The organism is Acinetobacter sp. YH12069 (assembly GCF_013419675.1).
Lineage (GTDB): Bacteria > Pseudomonadota > Gammaproteobacteria > Pseudomonadales > Moraxellaceae > Acinetobacter > Acinetobacter amyesii.
In genome coordinates this window covers 1-21,705 of the sequence record NZ_VOZS01000016.1, presented here as the reverse complement: position 1 = coordinate 21,705, position 21,705 = coordinate 1, and the positions used below count along the sequence as shown (strand labels likewise).

At 37.7% G+C, this 21,705-nt stretch carries 11 protein-coding genes and 1 pseudogene; all 12 read left to right on the top strand.

What is annotated here, in order from left to right; all coding sequences use genetic code 11:
- Positions 1-291 precede the first annotated feature (291 nt).
- Positions 292-1,926, top strand: coding sequence for an HNH endonuclease (locus tag FTU16_RS12265; RefSeq protein WP_180009560.1), 1,635 nt, complete (start codon positions 292-294; stop codon positions 1,924-1,926).
- Between the two features lie 78 nt (positions 1,927-2,004).
- Positions 2,005-2,589, top strand: coding sequence for a class I SAM-dependent methyltransferase (locus tag FTU16_RS12260; protein WP_180009559.1), 585 nt, complete (start codon positions 2,005-2,007; stop codon positions 2,587-2,589).
- Positions 2,582-2,730: pseudogene (locus tag FTU16_RS16640) on the top strand (HNH endonuclease); the annotation flags it as partial. The gene FTU16_RS12260 and the pseudogene FTU16_RS16640, both read left to right, overlap by 8 nt.
- A 389-nt stretch (positions 2,731-3,119) precedes the next feature.
- Complete coding sequence (locus FTU16_RS12255; protein WP_180163366.1) at positions 3,120-6,695, top strand: hypothetical protein; 3,576 nt, start codon at positions 3,120-3,122, stop codon at positions 6,693-6,695.
- 5 nt (positions 6,696-6,700) lie between these two features.
- Positions 6,701-10,684, top strand: coding sequence for a hypothetical protein (locus FTU16_RS12250; protein WP_180009557.1), 3,984 nt, complete (start codon positions 6,701-6,703; stop codon positions 10,682-10,684).
- A 35-nt stretch (positions 10,685-10,719) separates the two neighbouring features.
- Entirely contained in the window at positions 10,720-11,721 is a 1,002-nt protein-coding gene (locus FTU16_RS12245) for an HNH endonuclease domain-containing protein (RefSeq protein WP_373683900.1), read from the top strand.
- Between the two features lie 184 nt (positions 11,722-11,905).
- Positions 11,906-12,487: a restriction endonuclease subunit S gene (locus tag FTU16_RS12240; RefSeq protein WP_180163365.1), complete on the top strand. Its 582-nt coding sequence runs from the start codon at positions 11,906-11,908 to the stop codon at positions 12,485-12,487.
- Positions 12,488-12,501: 14 nt separating this feature from the next.
- Positions 12,502-13,764 carry a class I SAM-dependent DNA methyltransferase gene (locus tag FTU16_RS12235; RefSeq protein ID WP_180163364.1) on the top strand — a complete coding sequence of 421 codons (1,263 nt, stop codon included), beginning with the start codon at positions 12,502-12,504 and terminating at the stop codon, positions 13,762-13,764.
- A gap of 131 nt (positions 13,765-13,895) precedes the next feature.
- Positions 13,896-16,223: a type I restriction-modification system subunit M gene (locus tag FTU16_RS12230; RefSeq protein ID WP_180163363.1), complete on the top strand. Its 2,328-nt coding sequence runs from the start codon at positions 13,896-13,898 to the stop codon at positions 16,221-16,223.
- A complete protein-coding gene (locus tag FTU16_RS12225) occupies positions 16,220-17,428 on the top strand; it encodes a restriction endonuclease subunit S (protein WP_180035923.1) in 1,209 nt (402 codons plus the stop codon). Before FTU16_RS12230 ends, FTU16_RS12225 begins: the two co-directional genes overlap by 4 nt.
- Before the next feature lie 94 nt (positions 17,429-17,522).
- The gene (locus FTU16_RS12220) at positions 17,523-20,807 is read left to right on the top strand and encodes a type I restriction endonuclease subunit R (RefSeq protein ID WP_180163362.1); all 3,285 of its coding nucleotides are present in this window, start codon (positions 17,523-17,525) and stop codon (positions 20,805-20,807) included.
- A 442-nt stretch (positions 20,808-21,249) separates the two neighbouring features.
- Positions 21,250-21,705 (top strand): hypothetical protein (locus FTU16_RS12215; protein ID WP_180163361.1); only part of this gene is annotated, 456 nt, incomplete at its 3' end.

Here is a 21,705-nt window from a genome sequence, read left to right as displayed (position 1 = left end):
GCGCTTTTATGGTAAGCCAGGTAGGGCAGTCTTTGACTGGCCGTTTCGTTGAGCGGTATTTCCACACCCTATTTGGTTTGCCTCCATCTCGTGGAAAAGATGTTGGCAAACGACAATCTATCAACGAGGTTTAAAATGCATCTTTATATTATTTCTATCTGTTTTTTCTCTAGCAAAAAGATACTTCTGAGTTGATGAGTTTTTAATTCATTTATCACTGATTTTAATTTTAATTACTTCTAATTTCGTAATCTCACGAGATCTAGAGAAGTATTGCCTAGAGAAAATAAAATGGCTCGTACTAAGCTTTTAACCAATATTATTCAAAGAAAAATGATGCTGCTTGACGAAATGTCGCACTCAAATCTGCACCATAACTTTGAAATATCACTTTATGACTTCGCCAACCATGAGATCCTAGAAAAACTATATAAAGCAGACAATCAACGCTCCACAGAGTGTTGGAGCCCTGCCGAAATTCAGGAGTTTATTCTAAACTGTTTGAATGATCGTAATGTCAATTTATGCGTTCGCTATTGGAAAGATGCTGCTGGTAATATTTATATCATCGATGGTGGGCACAGGATTTCAATTATCTATGCTTGGATCAAAAGATACTTTATTGATGAGCAAGTAGCAGGAGCCCCAAAATTCACGGCACCACAAAAACGAGATATTCGTCAGATTCGTAATCGATTAGGTGGATTAGCTGATTTTCAAGAGTTATGTGGCGATTCTGAGTTTCAGCAAAAATTAAAATCAACCAAAATTAATTTTATTGAAGTCATTGGGACACCTGAGGAAGCTCGAAAAGCCTTTTGTTCAATCAATTCGGATACGAAGCGATTAGATCCAGATGAAGAATATCATTTACAAAATAGGGGGAGTGATGCTTTTTATGTGATTTATGCGTGTTGTTATATAAACGATAATAAATCCAACTTGGCTGAACTGAATTACGAGCGGATAAATGAAGTGATCACTTTGGGTGAGCAAATTCATGATCATCTTTTTAAGATAATACTTTTAGAGCCGGATTTAACACACGGTAAAAAAATCGGCTTGGTCAATGAACTCCTGAATATCATGTTTGGTGATACTTGTCAGAATAATGTGAGTATAGACCAAGGTCAGCGTGTAGAAAATTTAATGCTAAAACTTAGAGTTGTGCTGTGTCGTATCGCTACACCAGCAATTAGTATTCGGATTCCAAGTCTGGGCTTACACCCAAAACTATATTTTTATAAAGATAATCGTTTTCAAGTGACATCCTTTTTGGCCTGGTTCTCTATCGTCTGTGAAATTGAAGAAGACTGTTTTGAAATACAGAATAAAAAGATAGATTTTATTGGATTTACTCGAGCACGCCGTGGTGTTGAAAGTTTAATTGAAAAAATTCCTGTGGCCATCAAAGAAACTGTCGGTAAGTTTGGTAGCGGGATCAGATCACATGAGCGATTGAAGAACGTGTATCAAGCCTTTATCTGTATTGGACTCAATATGGAATTAGATTTTGAAGATGAAGTTTGTTTGAACACCGTCATTCTTTCGATGAGTCAATCATTTGATTATATTAATTTTAATGATTTTTACCTTGACCGTTTTGGTGGTGATTATGATGAGAGCATTGTGGATGATGTTGTTAGCTTTGTGAAATCAGTAAGACTAACAAAGAAGAAAAAACCTCTAAATTTTTCACTCGCGACCAAAAGAAATCTTTATCAACGTGAGGAAAGGAAAACATGGAGCTATTGTGAAGTATGTGATAGCGCTTTATACCTTGAATCGACTGAAGTAGATCATCGAGAATCGAAAGCAGAAGGTGGTTACGGTGTTTTAGAAAATGGAGCAATTATTCATCCCATATGTAATCGTTTTAAGTCAGATCGTGCTTTGGAAGAAGTAAGAGCAGATTTATTTGACTAAAAAGATAAGGGAGCAAATGCTCCCTTATTTTTTTGTTTTTTAGTAGACTGGGGTCAGTGTTTAGCCTAAGCAATCAATATGAAAACAATAGACTATTACAACCAATACGCAGATCAATTTTTACAAGCCACGTTGTATGTGGATATGGAAAGTCTATACCAACCATTTTTAGCTGAGTTGCCAGATTCTGCACGGATCCTGGATTTAGGCTGTGGCTCAGGGCGTGACACTTTGGCTTTTAAAAATAAAGGCTATCAAGTTGATGCTATCGACTATTCTGAAGTATTGGTCGAACGAGCGAGCCAACTGACTGGTATCGCTGTTCAGCAGCAAAGTTTTTATGAGCTTGATATACACGATGTTTATGATGGGGTATGGGCATGTGCCTCTTTACTACATTGTGCTCGTAATAGACTCCCTGATGTTTTAAAACGTATTCATGCTGCATTACGCCGTGGCGGTGTGTGCTATATGTCTTTTAAATATGGAACAGCAGATAGAGTAAAAGGCGGTAGGGCGTTTACTGACTTAAATGAAGAGCAGGCTCAGGAATTGTTAGAACAGTTGAATGGGGTTAGGGTACTAAAACAGTGGATTACAGTAGATCAGCGACATGATCGTGATGAACAGTGGCTGAATATACTTTGGGAAAAACATGCCTGATTTTATTCTTACAGCTCAAAAAAATTGAAATTCTTAAAAAATATCCAACTGGTTCTATAGTCGGAGAGTTTTAGTAGTCATTATAAATTTGCACTATTGATTATTCTCAAACGATTAGCTATTGAAAAATGGCAGGACACAAGGACTACATAACTGATTGGGTGTGGCATTCGAATCATGAAAGACCACAACAAGCTAACAAAGGAAGATCACCTTTAATGGCTGCTTAACCTCTACTTATAACTTCGGTTATTTATAGGCTACCGAGGATTCCATGGTTTTTAATCCGCGTCTGTTTATGAAGTTATTTTACTGTACAAGTTTCCAAGTTATATAGAAAATTATGGTTATCAATATGATTTAATTACCCCCATAATATCAAGATATGTGTGGCGATTTAAGAAATCTCTAAATAACTTATATTTACATTCTTAATTAAAAAAAATATGATCAAAGTTCAGACAGAGGATTTTGATATTTAATAAATATAAAAAGACCTCTTAGTGCCAACTTTATCATGGAAAAACTTAATGCAATTAAATAACAATGGTTCTAGTACAGAACTAAGTACACTCGCACCTAAAATAATTCTTTCCCCTTTATTAAAAGCCATGGTGGGGACTCTTAAAAACCATCAACCAGCTCATTTCTTTAATTATTATGGGCCTTCTCATAATCTGCATTTTGATGCGACCGCTTTTGTGTCTGCAGTATTTAAGCAAATCGGGACTAAAAACGACTCAAAGCCAATCTATAACATCATCAAAGATATTCAATTATTACCTGAAGATTCAAAACTTCGAATAAGCACTTTATTTGATAAGGAATCTGAAGCTAAAACTGCCCAGACTTATCGTGATTTAGACCAAGCGATGTCTGAAATTGTTCAGCAAGTACTTCAAAATGCTCCGACAGGTATGGCACTGAATTCTCTCAACCAATTCTTAGGCGATCTCAAAAATTCTGATCCAGTGATTGCCAAAAATTCTCAATATCCTATGCAAGTCAAAGGGCAATCTAAAGTAGCTTCTTTGCAATATACAAGCGACTTAAAAGCAAAAGATGGCGAATTGCGACTGTTTACTGTAACGGAAGAACTCAGCAAACCTAAATGGGTGAAAGAAGTTCGTGATGCTATTAAAGCCATCGTGAAACAGTCCTACTCAGCTGGCGAAAAGATGCCATTAGAGGTTGCTGAACGTATGGAGGAAATTCTTGATGCTGAATGTTCAGTTGAAAATAACGACATCCAAAATTTACTTCATTTTGTAGAAACTAAAGCACTACCACGAGCACGTATCCGAAATTGCTTTAAAATAATGGAGATCATTGCGGATCACATTGAGCAGAATGAACGAAATGAATTTAAACGTGAAGCTGCTGTTTCTTATATCCGTAAAGCAGTCGCTTTTTTTGAGATTTTCGGTGATCGAATTGCACCTTGGAATGATGAAACGACTGAATCCATTAAAGACTATGGCATTGATTTTGGTGCTATCTACGGCGCTGTAGGTAAAGTTGATTTTAATGCATTACTAGCTTATGTAAATGCAACAGACGCATTACCAATTTGGGTAAAACCAAAAATTGAAATAAATGATAGTCGTCATGAGGATAAGGAAGGGCTCTCTCTAAAACGTGAAGTCACTTATGCCTTTCGGGTGAATGGTGAGTTTGTTAAAGAGGAAAAGGTAAGTTCCTTTAACTCTAAGTTCCGGATCAATTATAAGACAGGCAAAGGATATCGTTCGGACACGGATACCATGCTGACTGCATATGAAGCTCGTCTGCATACTATCAATAAAGCATTGCTGCTGAAGGATATTGTGGATGATAAAGGTCAGCCGATTTCTGAAGAACGATTAAGCAAAGAGTGCTCAGATCGCGTTGCTCAAGTAGAGATGTTCCAGCTCATTATGATGTACTTCGTCCTATCTGGGGCAGACATGAAGATTTCAGATTTTGAAGGGGCATTCAATAAACTGGTTGATGCATTCAAGAATCCTCAAAAAATCCGACTCAACCTTACTCGTATCTTAGACGAAAAGCTCAATACCGAAAAAATGCATGAGCGAATGGAGGCGATCACGTCTACGATCACTACGGCGCTAAAAGCGAATCTGGATTCCATCATTAGTGAGATGGAAAAGGATAGTAGTCTTAAAACTGTACTCTACATCCTTCCAAGTATTGTGAATCTAGATGTATTCAAGAGTTCAATTGGTGAAGATGCGGAACAGTTCTTTAGTATATTTAAGGGTAAAGAATCGAACTTTTACAGCTACATCTCGATGGTGGATGCTAGCCGTAAAAAGTCGGCGAAAATGAGCCAAGACGAAATCATTCGAAAGAATGATTATGCTCGTAAAGCCCTAAGCGAGATTGAGTTTAATTCCACACTGAAAATTCGAACGTTGGTACCGATTGAGAATCCTAATACCGACCTAGATCAATTTGATGTCGCTCGTAATCTGAATATTCCTTGTTTACCAGTATTGATGGTGCCGACCAACAAGAAGATAGGTGACAATGGGCTGCCACATTTTTATCATCCTGATAGTTTGAGTTACGACAACCTGTTATCTAAGTACAAGGTCATGATTCATTATTCATCTAAGCTATTTCGATTGAGTGACTTAAAAGGCGGCCATGCTCAATTATGTTTGGATGAAAAAGAAAATGCTTTGATCATCAGTACGTCATGTTTTTCGATTGCGATTCATCTATTCCTTAAACATCTGATTAAAGAAGTAAAAAATCAACTGGGTATTGAAGAGCGCTTATATGTACCTGTAATGCGAATTGACTCAGTTGATGAACATGAGAATGAAGAAAAAGCCCAATTTCAAAGGAAATCAAAAAAGATCCAAAAAGGTGGGTTTAATCCTGAGTGTAAACGAGCGTATGCCACCGCTTATACCCTTGAGAAGTTGCTGAACAATGATGATGCTATTGTGAAGGTACAGGGCCTGAAGTATCAACCAGATCCTATGCCTTATGGTAATCAAAATGGTGAGCGAGTTTGTGCCCCGGTGAATCTCGCTATGGATAAAACAGTGACTTACCGTATTCAGGCTGCAATTGAAGCACTGTCAGGATATTCAAAAATCATCATCCCATTTGAGGGCACTAAGGACAAAATTGCCTGTATTAGCTATAACTCTCGACCTGAGAATGATGTGGAATTTAAGTATCAGCATCAGAAGGATTTGCTACTGCTTAAACCAGATTATGGCTACATCTGCTACGTCTATACACTTGAGCGTATCAACGATAAACAGGGTCGCTTATCACTACAGAAGGTCAGTCATGCCCCAGTTGCTGAAGACAATCTGAGAACAAGTAAGGCGATGCACCGTATCATCGAAAAACTGCAGTCAGATGGTTTTGAAGATGTTGTATTGCTTTCACACCATTTTGCACAGCGTAAGATCGGTAAGACTGAAACCAGCAACTTGATTCATGAAAGTGAAAGTGCTTTGGATCAACTTGATCAGTTGTTCCCGAATATGAATTTCTATCCATTCCAGTCTGATACGATCCCAGCACTGAGCTTAAAAACCAGTGATAACAGTCGTGCCTATGAGGTACCGCACCATCAGTACCATACGGCGATCATCAATCAAAAAGAATATAAACAATCCTTGTCCGTATATAGCTTTGCGACTAAACGTACTGTGGGTGTTCGTACTCAGAATGGTATTTGTTCGTATTTCTATATGCTAACCAGTCAGGAGCATTCGATTCATAACGATAAGCGAATCAGATTGCACAGTAATATTATTGATGTGAATGATTCCAATGAAATGAAATCAATTCGCTCTGTATTGCGTGGTCTGCATTACTTTGAGTCTGAACGTCCTACAGCTGGCAAAAACTTCACTCCGGTACTTGAGCCTTCCCATATTCGTGGCACCACTGGCATTCAAGAGCTTGGTGAAGTCATCGTGTCGAGTCGTCTAAATAAAGGCGAAGTCGTCATGAGTCTGCCAGCCTTAATCGGCAAGCTCGAAGAATACGTTATTCTGAAGAATGAAGACTTGATTGAGCTAATCGAGCCGTCTCCAGAGGGAGCTGAAGAAATTTTAGCGACTGATGTGGAGTAAGCGCCGTGGTGAACAATGAAGCCAAAGTTTGGGGCGAGGTTTATGAGATCGCTGTTAAACGTGGTTCGATTATGGCTTTGCTTGATGCAAAGCTATTATCAGCCAGCCATCCTGTAGTAGCAGAATGGAATAGTAAACAGATTGCTGATGTCTTTCAGGAAATGAAGGAAGCGCTATATAGCGATGTCATTAATGCCGCTATCCATGAAAATATCGAAAGCTATTTTCAGCAACTGATTAAAACTGGATTCGGGCATGGTTATACCAATACTCGGGAGTTCCTAAGAAAGATCAAGCCAAATGGTATTGCAAGGGCTAAAACGGCGAATGCAAGACCAAATTGGAGCTTATCTGGCATCTGGTGTCCACTGACGATGCCAAATGATATAACCCAGACTTGGATTGATGACTATACGACTGAAGCAGAAATAGAAGCGATTGCGACCTTTAAAGAGAAAGCAGTTGAATCATGGAATCAGCAATTTGGAGTTTCTAATGCCAAATTGTTTGGTAAGGGCATGTTTGGCCGTGCTGATTTCTTGGCGGTAATCAAAGTCAAATCCAACTATCATGTGCTGGTTCAGGAATATTCATTATTTTACGTTTTAGGTGAACCAGAACAATTCAACGCCAAGGATTCTTGTACCTATTTGCAAGAGTACAAGCGTTACATCAAACATTCTGAATCCCAAAGTGTTTTCTCATACGTGAATGCAGAAGCTCAAGAGATCCCATTTAAGTTCTCAAAAAAACTACGTGAATACTTGAGAGCCTATGTCCGTAAGGAAAAAGTCCTATTTAAGATGGCGCAAGGCTGTTCGTATGCAACCACTTTTGTTGATTCTTTTAAATGGAAGTTTGAACAAGATGACATGCCAAATATTCGTCTGAGTGTGATGGCGATCACCAGCCGGGGAAGTGAGTACATCTCTGCTGAATTTGCGGATAAAGATAAATCACCAGAGCTGGAAATTATGTATCAGCTGGGCAAGGAGTATCAGGATAACGTTCTGAGTCTGGACGATATGGATGAACGCACGAAACTGCAAGTTGAGATTCTGAATTATCTGGTGAATGAACCTGTCAAAAACATCTCGGAAATCGTGTCCAAAAATATTAGCGATATTTCCTACGGTCAGGATCTTACTTTCACTATTACTGAAAGGCTTAAGGATTTTGTGAATCCTAACCAGCCACTGGCTTTAGAGTGGGTTTTTGACTTGATAGATCGGCAAGTCGATGACGAAGACCATAACCAAAAACTTAAAGATATGGTGCGGGCTGAGTTTAAAACAATTCGTAAGGGAAAAATTGAGAATAAAACTTCATTCACCTTACGTGATTTGCATAAATGCGCCGTAGTACTGGCACTGAAGGAAAGTAAACAAGGTCGGGTGAATTTCATCTGTTTGACTGGTACGCCGGGGATTGGGAAAACATCGAGCGTTAAGACCTTGTTGGTAGATTTGGAAGGGTTTTTCTTCTTCTACGCCAGTCCACGAGTGTTGATTAACGATGATGTGGTCAGTGATTTATCTAAAATATCAGCTACGATTACCAGTAACAGTGATGTGGTGACACAGGCACAGCAAATCTATTCGAAGATTCACAATACGGATTGTAAGGTGAATGCTCGTGGTGCCGCTATTGTGGGTGGTGTTGAAGATATGAAGATAGATCATGGCTCAAGTGTTCTATTGTTCAAACAAGATGAATACCGGAAGCTCAAAGACCTGGAACAGAGTGCAAATGCCAATAGACGCTATGCCAATACCTCAGAATCTAAAATTACGGCAACCAATAAGAAGTTTGCCAGAGTGTTTGATTCATTAGGGGAAGCGACCCAGCAATTACTTGTATTCCATCCAGAGCTCAATAAACTGACGATGACTGTAGCAAGTCAGGCATTCATGCCATATAACACCACACCAGCTGGGCCACGAAACCCAAGGGAAAACCAAAATAAAACTGTGGCAGCTTCCAGTTTGGATGGGCTGGAAAAAATGTTCCAATACAAAATCGATAAGAAGCCGACAGAGGCCAAAATCGAACGGAGAGAGTTTGCCAAAAAGTTCCCTAACATTGTGGTGATGTTTGATGAAATTACAGGGGATTCAGGCACACGTACTTTTATCAATGAGATGCTGAAATTCCTTTCCAAAAACTTCATTGAGCCGTTTCAAGGTAATTCACCATTTACGGTGACTGTGATTCTTGCTGATGCATCCCTCAGTAATGTGAATGCAATCCAGAATTACATGAAGAAACAGGATCAGTTACCCGCAAAAATGTTCATCTCTCCATCTTTGGGTAATTTCCCATTCAAGATGCAGACTGCAGATCTGGATGATGGTAACCGTGTTCGTTCTAGTATCCATATCATGGCGAACTGTTACCCGGCAAGTGATCTTAAAATCCAATATATGCTCAAGCAATACGCCGTAGTCCCTGAAACAGATGATTTTGGATTGGATAAGAACCTGACTCATCTATTTCGCCAGAAAGCTGGGGAAAGGACTCAACAGACTGCTATCGAGCTTATTCAAAAGAATCTTGAAGATGGTAAAAAGCAAGTTATCTACTTTGCTCAGGATAAAAATGCATTGGCTGCACTCAGAGATGCATTAGTCGATGAAGGAGTGGTTGAACGCTCTAAGATTGGCATTTTTGATAGCCAATTAATAGGATACCATCGTTCAGAGTTGCTGGATCGCAAAGAGACATTGCAAGTCGTACTGATTACTTCGACTGCAGCTAGGGGTATTTCGTTCCCGAACTGTGATTCAATCATTGCTGCCATGCCTCGTTTCGCAATTGAAGCCTCTTTAATGGAAATCGCCCAGCTTGTTTACCGGGGACGTGGTGGATATTTGGATAAAGAGAAAAATGAGTGGGTCAACGGCGATGAACGTGATCGTCTGCTGACGATTCTGGTAGAAGATTTCTACTTGGTATCTAATGATGAAACTCAGACAGAGCTTGAATATAAAGTTAAGAGCTCATTGGATATGCTCTCAATTTTTATGCTTATTCGTGGAACTTTATATACTCGTATTACTGGGGATGCTGGCTTCAAAAAAACTCAGATTGCCATGATCCCAATTGGTGAGGTGAAAGATAAAGCCAGTGATAAACCGGGTTTAGCTTCTTTGATTAGGGATTTTATGAAGGACGTGAATAGTGTTCTTTATAAAATTGTTGCAACTGAAGGTGAGTTGGTAGGTAGGCTTAAGGCTGTGGTAGAGAAGGCCCAAACGGTTTATTCAGCAAATAAGCTCAGTTCCACCTATAGCACTAAGACCAACAAATACCGAAGTTTTTACACACCTACATTAACGCCTGAGTTAAAAGAACTTCAGTTCTACGAGAAATGGTGCCGGGACAATCATTCGCTTAAGTCCAGATTACTCACTATTAGCGATCAAGAAGATGCTTTGACCATTCCTGAAAATATCTATATCTGTGGGCCTATGATCATGGAAGATCGCTCGAACTTTGGTAATAAGGAGTCTTTCGATATTGCCAATGATAATCTCTCACAAGATTCTTTAAGGAAATTCCGAAATGAGTTAATCGCCCTGCAGAGAGGATTCCCACAGTTGAATGTTTACAAGAACATTCAAAAGCACATTCGGGAAATTACGAATATGATTTCTTCTGTTCTTGAGTCAGAAACGGATAGCTATACAAAGGAAGTTGAGCAACAGGGAATGATGCGTAAGCTCTGGGTGACGTACCCGGTAGCGGCAAACGAGCTGGTTAAACTTAAAGATAAGAGCTTTGATAAAGACTGGTTTGATGCATTGAGCTTTGAGCTGAGAGTGAGGAATGCAGAGTTTCCGGTAATGGCAGAATATCGGGATCATCCATTTCGTGGTACTCAGCAATTATCAGGGCATCCAGTGTTTGAAAGGTTGTTCGAGCAGACAAATTTCATGCTTTGTCGTGAATTAAACTTGGTGAATACTTTGACTATGTTTAATGAATGATCCAAATTATATTATCTATTTAGTAGAGGATTAATGTGCATATACCTACTGCACAAGAACAACTTAAATTTCTAAAAAATATTCAGCTGATTTTACAGTCGGGTAGTTTTAGTAGCACCTATAAATTTGCATTGCTGATTAGCCTAAGCCGATTAGCTATTGAAAAAGGTGAAGATTCAGGTGAGAGTCTATCACTCGAATATACGGATATCGCTGAGAAGTTTATCGAGCTGTATTGGAAGCAAGCAGTACCCTATACCTTTAATGATGAAGGGCAGCTGATTTTAAATCAGAACAATGGAAAACAAGCTGCCATTGTGAATCGCATTATACAGCTTCGGCAAAGCTACTCTTCTTTGGGGTTATTAAGACGAGATTCATTGGTGTGGTTGAAGCTCGTTAAAGATGTCGCTCGCACTGTAAAAGACATGCCAGTCCGCTACTTGCAAAACATCAATGGTCAAAATTTTGAGTTTTTATATCAGCTTGATCGGTGTGGAAAGCAGCTCATCCTTTTGCCTCAAGTCATGTTTTGCTTACGACAGTTCAGTGAAATCATCGAAGAGCTTTGCCAGAAACGTTGGATTGACTATATCCGTAAGAACAGCAGCAATGCACCTATTTTGAATCAGTTGCCGAATCTTGAACAATTCATGTTTGAGCCAAGTCGAAATCAGTTAAATGCTGTAGCAAATATTTTGGTTGAGCTACAAGACTGTAAATGTTTCTACTGTAATAAGCCGATGCGCAATGGCAATTACGCCGTTGATCATTTCATTCCATGGTCTATGTATCCATCTGACACAGGACACAACTTTGTACTTGCTGATTCAAGTTGTAATTCTAAGAAAAGTAATTTACTGGCATCAGATGAGTTTTTGCATAAGTGGCAAGAGCGTAATGAAGAACAGGATTTGATTATTGTGGATCGAATTTCTGTGTTGGGATTTCTGACCGATAAAGAACGCTCACATAAGGTGGCTGAGTGGGCGTACGTTCAAGCAAAAAATAATGGATATATTTACTTCAGCTCATAATTGAAGTTGTTAAGTTAGGATTACTGCTTACTCGACATTTCAATATTTAAGCTATCGATTAAGAAGTTTTCTTGCTTTAATTAGAAAAGTTTTAATAGAACTATTTACAAAGTGGTTTGCGAGAGCTACTATTTGCTTCAGGAAATTTAAAAATAGTTTTTTTAAAACTATATTTGGAGTAGTTATGAAACTAAATGAAATATGTTCAAGTATTACAGTTGGAATCAATAAATTCAATGATACTCATGAGGAGAATTTAATCCAAGTCAGTTTATTGACAGGTCAAAGCCTAAACGATAGAGGTTTTCTGGATGTAAATACTCGTACAACGAAAACAGTATTTGTCGATGAGGAGCTTATTGAAAAAAAGAAATTAAAAGAAGGTGACATTGTTTTTTTATCAAAGGGCACAAATCTACGAGCTTCAATTGTGACTGCGGAACAGGAAAAATTAAATTTATTTGCTCCTGCAACATGTCTAGTCATCAAGGTAGATTCGGAAGTTGCTTTACCAGAATTTTTAACTGTTTTCTTAAACAGTAAATATGGTCAAGCAGTGCTCACCAGTCTGAATAAGGGTACTACGATTATGAATATCCCTGTGAGCAGTCTAAAGGATATTGAAATTTCAGTACCAGACTTAGGCATACAGCATAAATTGGCAGAAGTATTTCACAAAAATAATCAAGTCTTGCATGCAATAGAGCAACTGAAAGTTCAACAAATTAAAGCAACCAATGCCGCTTTTCAAAAGTTGATGGCCTAAATAGGAAATTAAAAATGAAAAATACAATCGAATATTTAGATGCCTTATCGACTATGACAGGCATGATGACACGTAGTGCTGCATTAGAACTATTTACTTTGATTGCTTATCTTGTAAAAGAGAATGGAGAAGAAAGTAAAAATATCCTTTTATCAACACACGATAACATCTCAACTTTTATTTCTGATTTTGTAGCGGAAAAAGAATTTCACTGGTTTTCAAAGGATGTAATTCGTTGGAACGCCAATCAGCTTGTGAATATTGTTCAGGTGTTTTTAAGCCTGCGGGAAGAGTGTTCGAATAATCAAAATTATGGTGAAAAAGCTTTTGACGTATTAAAAGCTTTTGCACTTAATTCAAATAAAAATGGGGACATGTTTAATATTGATTCACAAAATATTCTAAATATATTCACATCTATTATAGGGTCTGTCGAAGACAAAACACTTTACGATGGGGCATGTGGTCTAGGATTATTAGCACACGAGCTTAATACTCAAAAGCCTATATTACGTGATATCAATGAAGCAACAGTAGGGGTGACAAAACTGCTTTTTGCCTTAAGTGAAAAAGAGGCAGATATTCAGCGGGCAGATTCATTAAGTGAAGGCTCTTCAAGCTATGGTGTTGATCTTGTAGTGAGTACGCCACCAGTCAATATGAGGGTCTTAGAATCCTTGGTAGCAGGACAAAATTATTTAAAAGAATTATTTATTACTGCTCGTATTCCTACCAGTGCATCTGAGAGTCTGTGGATTCAACAAGCACTATATAACTTAAATGCGCATGGTAAAGCATACCTTCAGATTATCCCTGGCTGGCTATTCAGAGGTGGGTATGATGCAGAGTTGCGTGAAAAAATAGTGCAATTAAATTGGGTCGAAGCTGTTGTTTTACTTCCTGCTGGTATTTTGACTGATTCAAATATTGAAATGAGTTTACTCATTTTAAATAAAGCCAAAGCTAAAGATACCATTCGCATGGTGGATGCTCGAAGTTTTGGTGAACGTCAGCGTCGAAAATTTCATTTAAGCTTGAATGATGCACAGAAAATTAAGGAATTGCTCACGGTTGAGCATGAAACTGAATGGTCAAAAGATGTCACTATCCAACAGGTCAAAGCCAATAAATATAGCTTACACTGTGCCGAATATTTTGATGTGCATATTGAAGTTGAGCAGTTAGATCTTGAACGTGAGCTCGCAGTACTGCAAGAAAAGCAACGTCAGTATTTAAGTGTGAAGGATGAATTTAATCAGCTCTTAAATAACATTTGAATGAGTAATTTTACTTAAATAAAAGGTACTCATACCACCGAATTTAGATTTAAACATTTGAAACAGATTTCAGGTGTTGGAGCTGAGTCATGATGAAACAGCTCTGACCCAAACAAATAAATTGAGGCAATATGAACATCTCTTTAATTGAAAAAGATTTATGGGAAGCGGCAGATGACCTGCGTGCAAACTCAAAGCTAACAGCAACAGAATATGCACAACCAATTTTAGGTATCATTTTCTTATCGCATGCAACTTCACGTTTTTACTCATTAAAGAAAGAATTGTTGCAAGATCATCAAATGGCAAGTTACCAAAAACTTGTTGATGAAAACAAAATGCCAGTGGAAGCATTTGAAAAGCAACTCGAGATTGCTTTCAAGGCACGCAGTGCATTGTATTTGAATCCAGAGCAACGCTTTGATTATTTAGCAAACTTACCAACAGGTCATAACTTGGGTGCTGAACTTGATGCCATTATGGAATCAATCGAAACTCAAAACCCAATTTTGAAAGGTGTGTTACCAAAGACCTATCAGCATTTCGAAGAAGATCTGTTAGAGCGTGTTGTGCGTATTTTTAACCGAGATACGTTATTAAATACAGAAGGCGATGTGTTTGGTAAAATCTATGAATATTTCTTAAATAAGTTTGCTCAGTCTGGTGCACAAGAAGGGGGGGAATTTTTCACGCCGCCATCATTAGTACGTACCATCGTTAATTTTATTGAGCCTGATCATGGTTTAGTGATTGACCCTGCAGTGGGTTCGGCTGGGATGTTTATTCAAACAACACATTTCCAAGAGCAAAATAACACGCATAATCCGATGCAGTTTGTAGGCCAGGAAAAAACCGAAAATAACCAAAAGCTCGCCATTATGAACATGGTTGTGCATGGTTTGGATGCGTCTAACATTGTAGAAGGAAACTCTTTTTATAGTGCATTGCACGACTATATTGGTCAGTGTGATTTTGTTATGGCAAACCCGCCATTTAACGTAGATGCGGTGGACGCCAGCAAATGTAAGAACGACGTTTATGTTGTGCCACAGCAGGAAGAAGGTCAGCCTGAACCAACAGCTTTAGAAATTGCTCAAGCAGCGATTGCTGAAAAGAAACGTTTGCCTTTTGGTTTACCAGGGGTGACTTCTAAATCTGGTGGTAAGCGTAATGATGGTAATGATGGTAAAAATGAGCAAGTTTCAAATGCAAATAGCTTGTGGATTCAATACTTTTATAGCTATTTGAATCAGACTGGTCGTGCTGGTTTTGTTATGCCATCAAGTGCATCTGATGCAGGTGGTCGTGACAAAGAAATCCGTCAAAAATTAGTCGAAACTGGTCATGTTGATATTATGGTGTCGATTGGACCAAAGTTCTTCTATACCCGTTCTTTGCCATGTGCGCTTTGGTTCTTTGATAAATCAAAACCTGAAAGTCGTAAAGATAAAGTATTGATGCTGGATGCACGTAATGTATTTACGGTGGTATCAGCGAAATCACATATTTTCAGTGAGTCACAATTAGAAGCTTTAAATGTGATTGTTTGGTTATATCGTGAAGAGCATGACAAGTATCAAAACTTGCTACGTCGCTCTATCAACAAGATGCTTGAGACCATTGAGCAGATGCCAGTGGTTTATAAAGACTATTTAAGCTCATCTAAAACTGTTGTTGATTACGTAGCTAAATTTGCGACCAATACGTCGATTGATGTTTTAAATAAGCTATCGAAGAAAGAACAAGAGTCTGAGGATAAACCAACGCCAGTTACTGCTGAGCAACTCGCATCTTTAAAAGCATCTGCTTTAAAAGCGCAACAAAGTCTTGCGTCAGAGTTAGCTGAAGATGCCAAGATTGCACTGCTTGAGGCTTTACCAAGTGTTGCTGACTTACGCCAAAAACTTGAAGATGCTCAAGACCATGCTTCAATCATTACAATATTTAATGCACTGAAAAATGCTTTAGGTCAAACTCAAGCTGTATTTGATCAATTAAGTTCAACTAAAGCTGAAGCTTTGGCATTAGTCGCACACGCTGAGAGTTTGTATACGAAGAAAGATAAAAAGCAATGGGCAAACAAAGATATTGCTGTCTTGTTAAATGGCTTGAATGCTTCAGCAGAAGGTGAGCCTGAAACCGTTCAAGATCAAGTACAAACTTTGGAAAAAATCTTAGCTGATCGTATTGCTGATGTGACTTGGTTAAATGAGCGTTTCCCTGAAGGTGTGTATGCTGATGTGGCTGGCTTATGTAAGTTAGCTTCACAGGAAGATATTAAAGCTCAAGATTATTCCCTAACGGCTGGTCGTTATGTTGGTATTGAACAAAGCTCAATAAATACAAAAGATTTTAATGAGTTTTTAAATTCAACTTTGATTTGCTTAGAAGATTTGTCTAAAAAATCTGAGCTTCTTGAATCACGTATTCAAAATAGTATCAAGGAGTTATTGGCATGACAGGGATGGAAGTTTGTCTTGGCGATATTGTCACTATTGGACGAGGATCATCTCCTAGACCAATTAAAGATGAAAAATATTTTAAAGATGGTTCTATTCCATGGGTGAAAATTGCAGATGCAACAGCTTCAGGGAAATATATCATTCAAACTAAACAGTTTGTAAATGAATATGGAGCATCATTTAGCAGGCATCTTAAAAAAGGTAGTCTAATTATTTCGGCAAGTGGTACATTAGGAACGCCTTATTTTTTAGGTGTTGATGCCTGTATTCATGATGGATGGCTTTATTTTTCTGACTACGCAGGTGTTGAGCCTGAGTGGTTGTATTATAAATTGATGACCTTAAAAGAATACTTTAATGGTATCTCTTATGGCGCTGCTATTCAGAATATCAATACGGATATAGTGCGTGAAACGAAGATTTTTTTACCTGATTTAGAGATTCAGACTAAACAAGTTCAGATTTTAAAATCTATCGATGAACTTTCTAAAACCTATGAAGATAGAATAAGGATTTATGAGTCAGTATTGGCCGAATTATACAATTCATGGTTCATCAATTTTAAATTCCCAAACCATGAGCAAGTTGAGTTTGTTGATGGTATTCCTGAAGGGTGGACAAACGTATCTCTTAAAGAAGTTATAAGCACAAATCCTTCGACTTTAAAAAAAGGTGAACTTGATGAAATCTTATACGTAGATATTTCATCAGTGGGGCAAGGGAAAATTGAATCGTTCACTCAATATCATATTGATGATGCTCCAGGTCGAGCAAAACGAAAAGTTCAGCATGGTGATGTGATTTGGTCATGTGTCCGTCCAAACCGAAAACAATATGCCTTAATTCAAAATCCTCAGAGTAACTTAATTGTATCAACAGGATTTACGGTATTAAGACCAACAAAAATTCCATTTACGTATTTAACAGCATTAGCTGCAAGTGACGATTTTTGTGGTTATCTAACAAGCGTTGCACAAGGGGCTGCATATCCTGCTGTGACGTACAAAGACTTTGAAGATTATGAGTTGTTACTTCCGCCAAAAAGCTTATTGGATAAGTTTCATGAAGTTGTGGAGCCAATGTATGAACAAATACATATCCTACAAACTCAGAATCAGAAGTTGCATGACTTAAAGGAGACATTATTACCTCGACTTATGTCAGGTGAACTCGATGTTTCCAAACTTTCAAGTATTGAATAAACCTTAAAAAAAACCTGCGTTAGCGCAGGTTTTTTTCAACGACCTATGCTAAATTGGGTAACAAAAACTTATTAATTTTTATAATTTTTTTACTATGGCACACGCACAATACTCCGAAGAAAATCTGATTCAAAAACCAGCCATTAAGATTCTGAAAGAACAATTGGGTTGGCGAACAACACATGCCTATGATGATGAATGGAAATCAGGCATAAGTATTTTTGGCCGTGAGTCAGAACAACAAGTGGTCTTGCTAAATGACTTACAGCATGCCTTAGTAAAATTGAATCCTGATGTGCCTCAAGAAGCCATTCAAAACACGATTAAACATCTTAAAGATCGTCGTAGCTATAACGCAAATGCAATTGCTGAAAACAGATACCGCTATGAACAAGATTTGCTAGTTGGGCATAAAACACAGGCAAAAAATCCTAAGACAGGTCAGTTAAAAGACTACACAGTTAAAATCATTGACTTCAATAATGTCGCAAACAACATTTACCATGCAGTAGATGAACTATGGGTGAAAAGTACCCTAACTTCAGAGCGTAGACGTCCAGATCTGATTTGCTTTGTAAATGGTTTACCGTTGGTCTTCTTTGAGTTTAAAGGCGTAGATATTGACGTCAATCGTGCCTTTAAAGGCAATTTGACAGACTACAAAGATAAAATTCCGCAACTCTTTGACTTTAATGCAATCACCATTTTATCTAATGGTGAAGAGGCGAAGTACGGCACATTTACATCTTCACTCGAGTTTTATGGTCAGTGGAAACGTAATGATGAAGATGATCCAGAACCAGCAGCTAATACGAATCAACTGAAGCGATTGCTATTTGGGATTTTGGACAAAACACGTTTACTCGATTTAGTAGAGAGCTTTATTACCTTTGAAGGAGAGGGTGATAAAGCCATCAAAATCATTGCGAAAAATCACCAATATTTAGGTGTGAATAAAGTTATTGAGCGGCTGATCAGTCAAGATCCAGCGCATATTAAAGAGCGTCATGAAGGTCGATTAGGGGTTTACTGGCATACTCAAGGCTCGGGTAAGTCTTTTTCAATGCTTTTTTTTACTGAAAAAGTATTAAGAAAAATCTCATCGAATTATCGCTTTGTGATTATTACTGACCGTATTGAACTAGATGATCAAATTTCTAAACTTTATAGTGATTGTGGTAAATCCAGTAAGGTGAATGATCAGGCAGTCAGCGGCGATCAACTGCGTAAAAAACTTACGAACTCGAATGATAAATATATTTTCAGTACAGTTTTTAAATTTAATCAGCTTGTGACAGAGCCATATAGTACTGCGGATAATATCATTGTGATCTCAGACGAGGCACACCGTAGTCAGTATGGTGATTTAGCACGTAATATGCGAGCAGCACTGCCAAATGCCAAATATTTAGGGTTTACTGGTACGCCTTTAATGGACTCTCCAGAAGATCAAAAAACCAAAGAATGGTTTGGTGATTACGTTTCCATTTATGACTTTAAACGTGCCATTTTAGATGGTGCGACTGTACCTTTAATTTACGAAAATCATGGTGCTCAGCTGAGTATTGCCAATCCTGATGAGTTAAATCAACGCATTCAGAAAGTCATTGATGATGCTAAGAAGAAGGGTAAAAGTGAAGCTGATATCGAGCGTCTCGTCCGTAAGGCAAGTGATGACTACAATATTTTAACATCACCGAAGCGTTTAAAAATCGTAGCGCAAGATGTGGTGGATCATTATAAAGAGCGTTGGTTGTTGGGTACGGATAAATCCCCTTGTAATAAAGGTATGTTGATCTGTTTAGACCGTAATACGTGCTTAAAAATGTATGAGCTGATTACTGAAAAGTGGCAGTTAGCGATTGAGTTACAAAAGAAAGAGCTTGCAGAAGAAGAAATCATTCATTGCAATGATCCAGATATTTTAGAGGAAAAGCGCAGACATTTAGCATGGATGCAAGAAACCAAGTTTGCGGTTGTGGTCAGTAGTGAGCAAAGCGAAATTGAAGAAGTCGCAAAATTCAATGATCACAATGGCAAGCCTTTAGATATCTTAAAGCATCGTAAAGTAATGCAAGAGCGTAAGTTGGATGAAGAATTTAAAGATAGTAATCATCCATTACGTTTTGTCATTGTTTGTGCGATGTGGCTCACTGGTTTTGACGTGAAGTCGTTATCGACTTTATATATTGATAAGCCGATGCAAAACCATACCTTGATGCAAGCGATTGCACGTGCCAACCGTGTTGCTCCAGGTAAAAAGCAAGGGACAATCATCGACTATAACGGCATGTTACAAAGCTTAAGACGTGCATTGGCTGTGTTTTCCACTGGTAAGAATTCTGCTGGAAAAACACAACAGGTAGAAGCAGATCCATTAAGCGATAAACCAAAGTTACTCATCGAATTTGGTGTATATCTGAAAAATTTAATCAAATATGTGGAGTCTAAGAAAGCCCCTTATCAAGCATTGAAGTCGGCTAAAGACGAAGATCGCTTGGAATTGCTCTTGCAATGTAAAGATGCTTTATCTGTTACCAAGCAGGTAAAAGCAACGTTCATTACTATGTTTAATGACTTAGATTTACGTAAAGAAAATCTTTTACCGTGTGATGAACTTTCTATATATCAGGCAGACCTGAATACTTTAAAGGCGATCTATCGTAGATTATCAAAGCGTGAAGAAGGCTCTGACATTACGCTAGAACTCAGACAGATTCAGAATTATGTAAATCATCATTTAGAAGCAACGGATAAGAAAGGAAAGGATGCAGAATACGACTTGTCAGCCATTGATTTTCATCGTCTAAAAGTTGAGTTTGAAAAAATTAAACATAAAAGAACGGTGTTGATGGAACTGCAAGAGCGTATCGAAAAAGCTTTAGCTCGTCTCACTGCCGTAAATGGAGATCGTGCAAAGTTTCATGAAGATTATCAAAAAATTATTACGCAAATTAATGAAGACATTTCAGATGTGACAATTCAAAAGGTTTTTGAAGAGTTAATGAAAGTGTATGAGGACTTGTCTGAAGAAGAAACGCGTTATGTAAGAGAAGAACTAGACAATGATCTGGAACTCACACTGTTTGATAAATTAAAGAAACCAAATTTATCTGAGAAAGAAGAAAAAGCAGTGAAAAAAATTGCTCAAGATTTGTTGAATAAAATTCAAACTGTTTTATCGCAGGGTGTAAATTGGATCAACCAAGAAAGTAATAAAGCTCAATTGCTGGAAGTTTTAAACTCTGAAATTATTTTGACTGATGCCCTGTCATGGGAAACGTTTAATTTCGAAGATCGTAAAGCGAAGGCGGATGACATATTTGACTATGTGCTTACACATAGTGATTTAATTATGAATAGGCAGATGTATTCTTAATTTGGGAGTGAGAGTCATGCATTGGCTACAGCAGGAATTTGAAACCTTTATATGGGTGATTACGACTTATTGGCGAGTATGGCTCATTCCTTTGATGTTTTTGATTCTTAGTCTTTGTGTTTTAATTCTTTTAAATATGCGGTTAAACCACTATTTTGAAACAAGACCTGAAACTGTTTTAGCACCATTTATGGATCAAATGTTAGTGACTTACTACGACAAAGTGAATCACAAGTTTTTGAGGAAATTCGTGATTTTTGCTCCATTGTTTCTCTTTGTACTAGGATACTTGAAATACAGGAAGAAGTTTTAATCTGGCTTAATAGAGAGGGAAGTTATCAACAAATTATTTTTATAGATAACTTATTATATTGATTGAAAAGTCGACTATAGATTCTGATTCGCTCAAACCGAGATGGATTGAATAGTTAAAAGTGTTGTAATGATGAACAAAAAAATTATTGTAGAGCAATTAAGGGACCAGCTAGATGGTTATATTTCCATAGATAAACTGTTTTTCTTAAATGCATATCAAATGGGGCAAATACAAAATATACAATTTGTTTCGCAATTAAATATTTTGCTTAACCAAATTCAAAAACATACAGTATCTTTTAAGTGTTATGAGATTTTAAAAGAGCATTTTCCATTTAGTTTTTTAGATGCATATTTTGATTATTCTTTAATAGAAAATAAGACTGAAAATGAAATAGCGGATTTAGACTCTTTATTTGATTTTACGAATAGTTTTACGCAGACTAAAGCTGTTGAAGCTGTTGAAGCTGTTGAAGCTGTTGAAGCTGTTGAAGCTGTTGAAGCTGTTGAAGCTGTTGAAGCTGTTGAAGCTGTTGAAGCTGTTGAAGCTGTTGAAGCTGTTGAAGCTGTTGAAGCTGTTGAA

Bases quoted from the DNA above. Each gene is read 5' to 3' on its own strand.
- FTU16_RS12260 (WP_180009559.1), top strand. From the start codon at position 2,005: ATGAAAACAATAGACTATTACAACCAATACGCAGATCAATTTTTACAA.
- FTU16_RS12225 (WP_180035923.1), top strand. From the start codon at position 16,220: ATGACAGGGATGGAAGTTTGTCTTGGCGATATTGTCACTATTGGACGA.
- FTU16_RS12265 (WP_180009560.1), top strand. From the start codon at position 292: ATGGCTCGTACTAAGCTTTTAACCAATATTATTCAAAGAAAAATGATG.
- FTU16_RS12230 (WP_180163363.1), top strand. From the start codon at position 13,896: ATGAACATCTCTTTAATTGAAAAAGATTTATGGGAAGCGGCAGATGAC.
- FTU16_RS12255 (WP_180163366.1), top strand. From the start codon at position 3,120: ATGCAATTAAATAACAATGGTTCTAGTACAGAACTAAGTACACTCGCA.
- FTU16_RS12220 (WP_180163362.1), top strand. From the start codon at position 17,523: ATGGCACACGCACAATACTCCGAAGAAAATCTGATTCAAAAACCAGCC.
- FTU16_RS12240 (WP_180163365.1), top strand. From the start codon at position 11,906: ATGAAACTAAATGAAATATGTTCAAGTATTACAGTTGGAATCAATAAA.
- FTU16_RS12235 (WP_180163364.1), top strand. From the start codon at position 12,502: ATGAAAAATACAATCGAATATTTAGATGCCTTATCGACTATGACAGGC.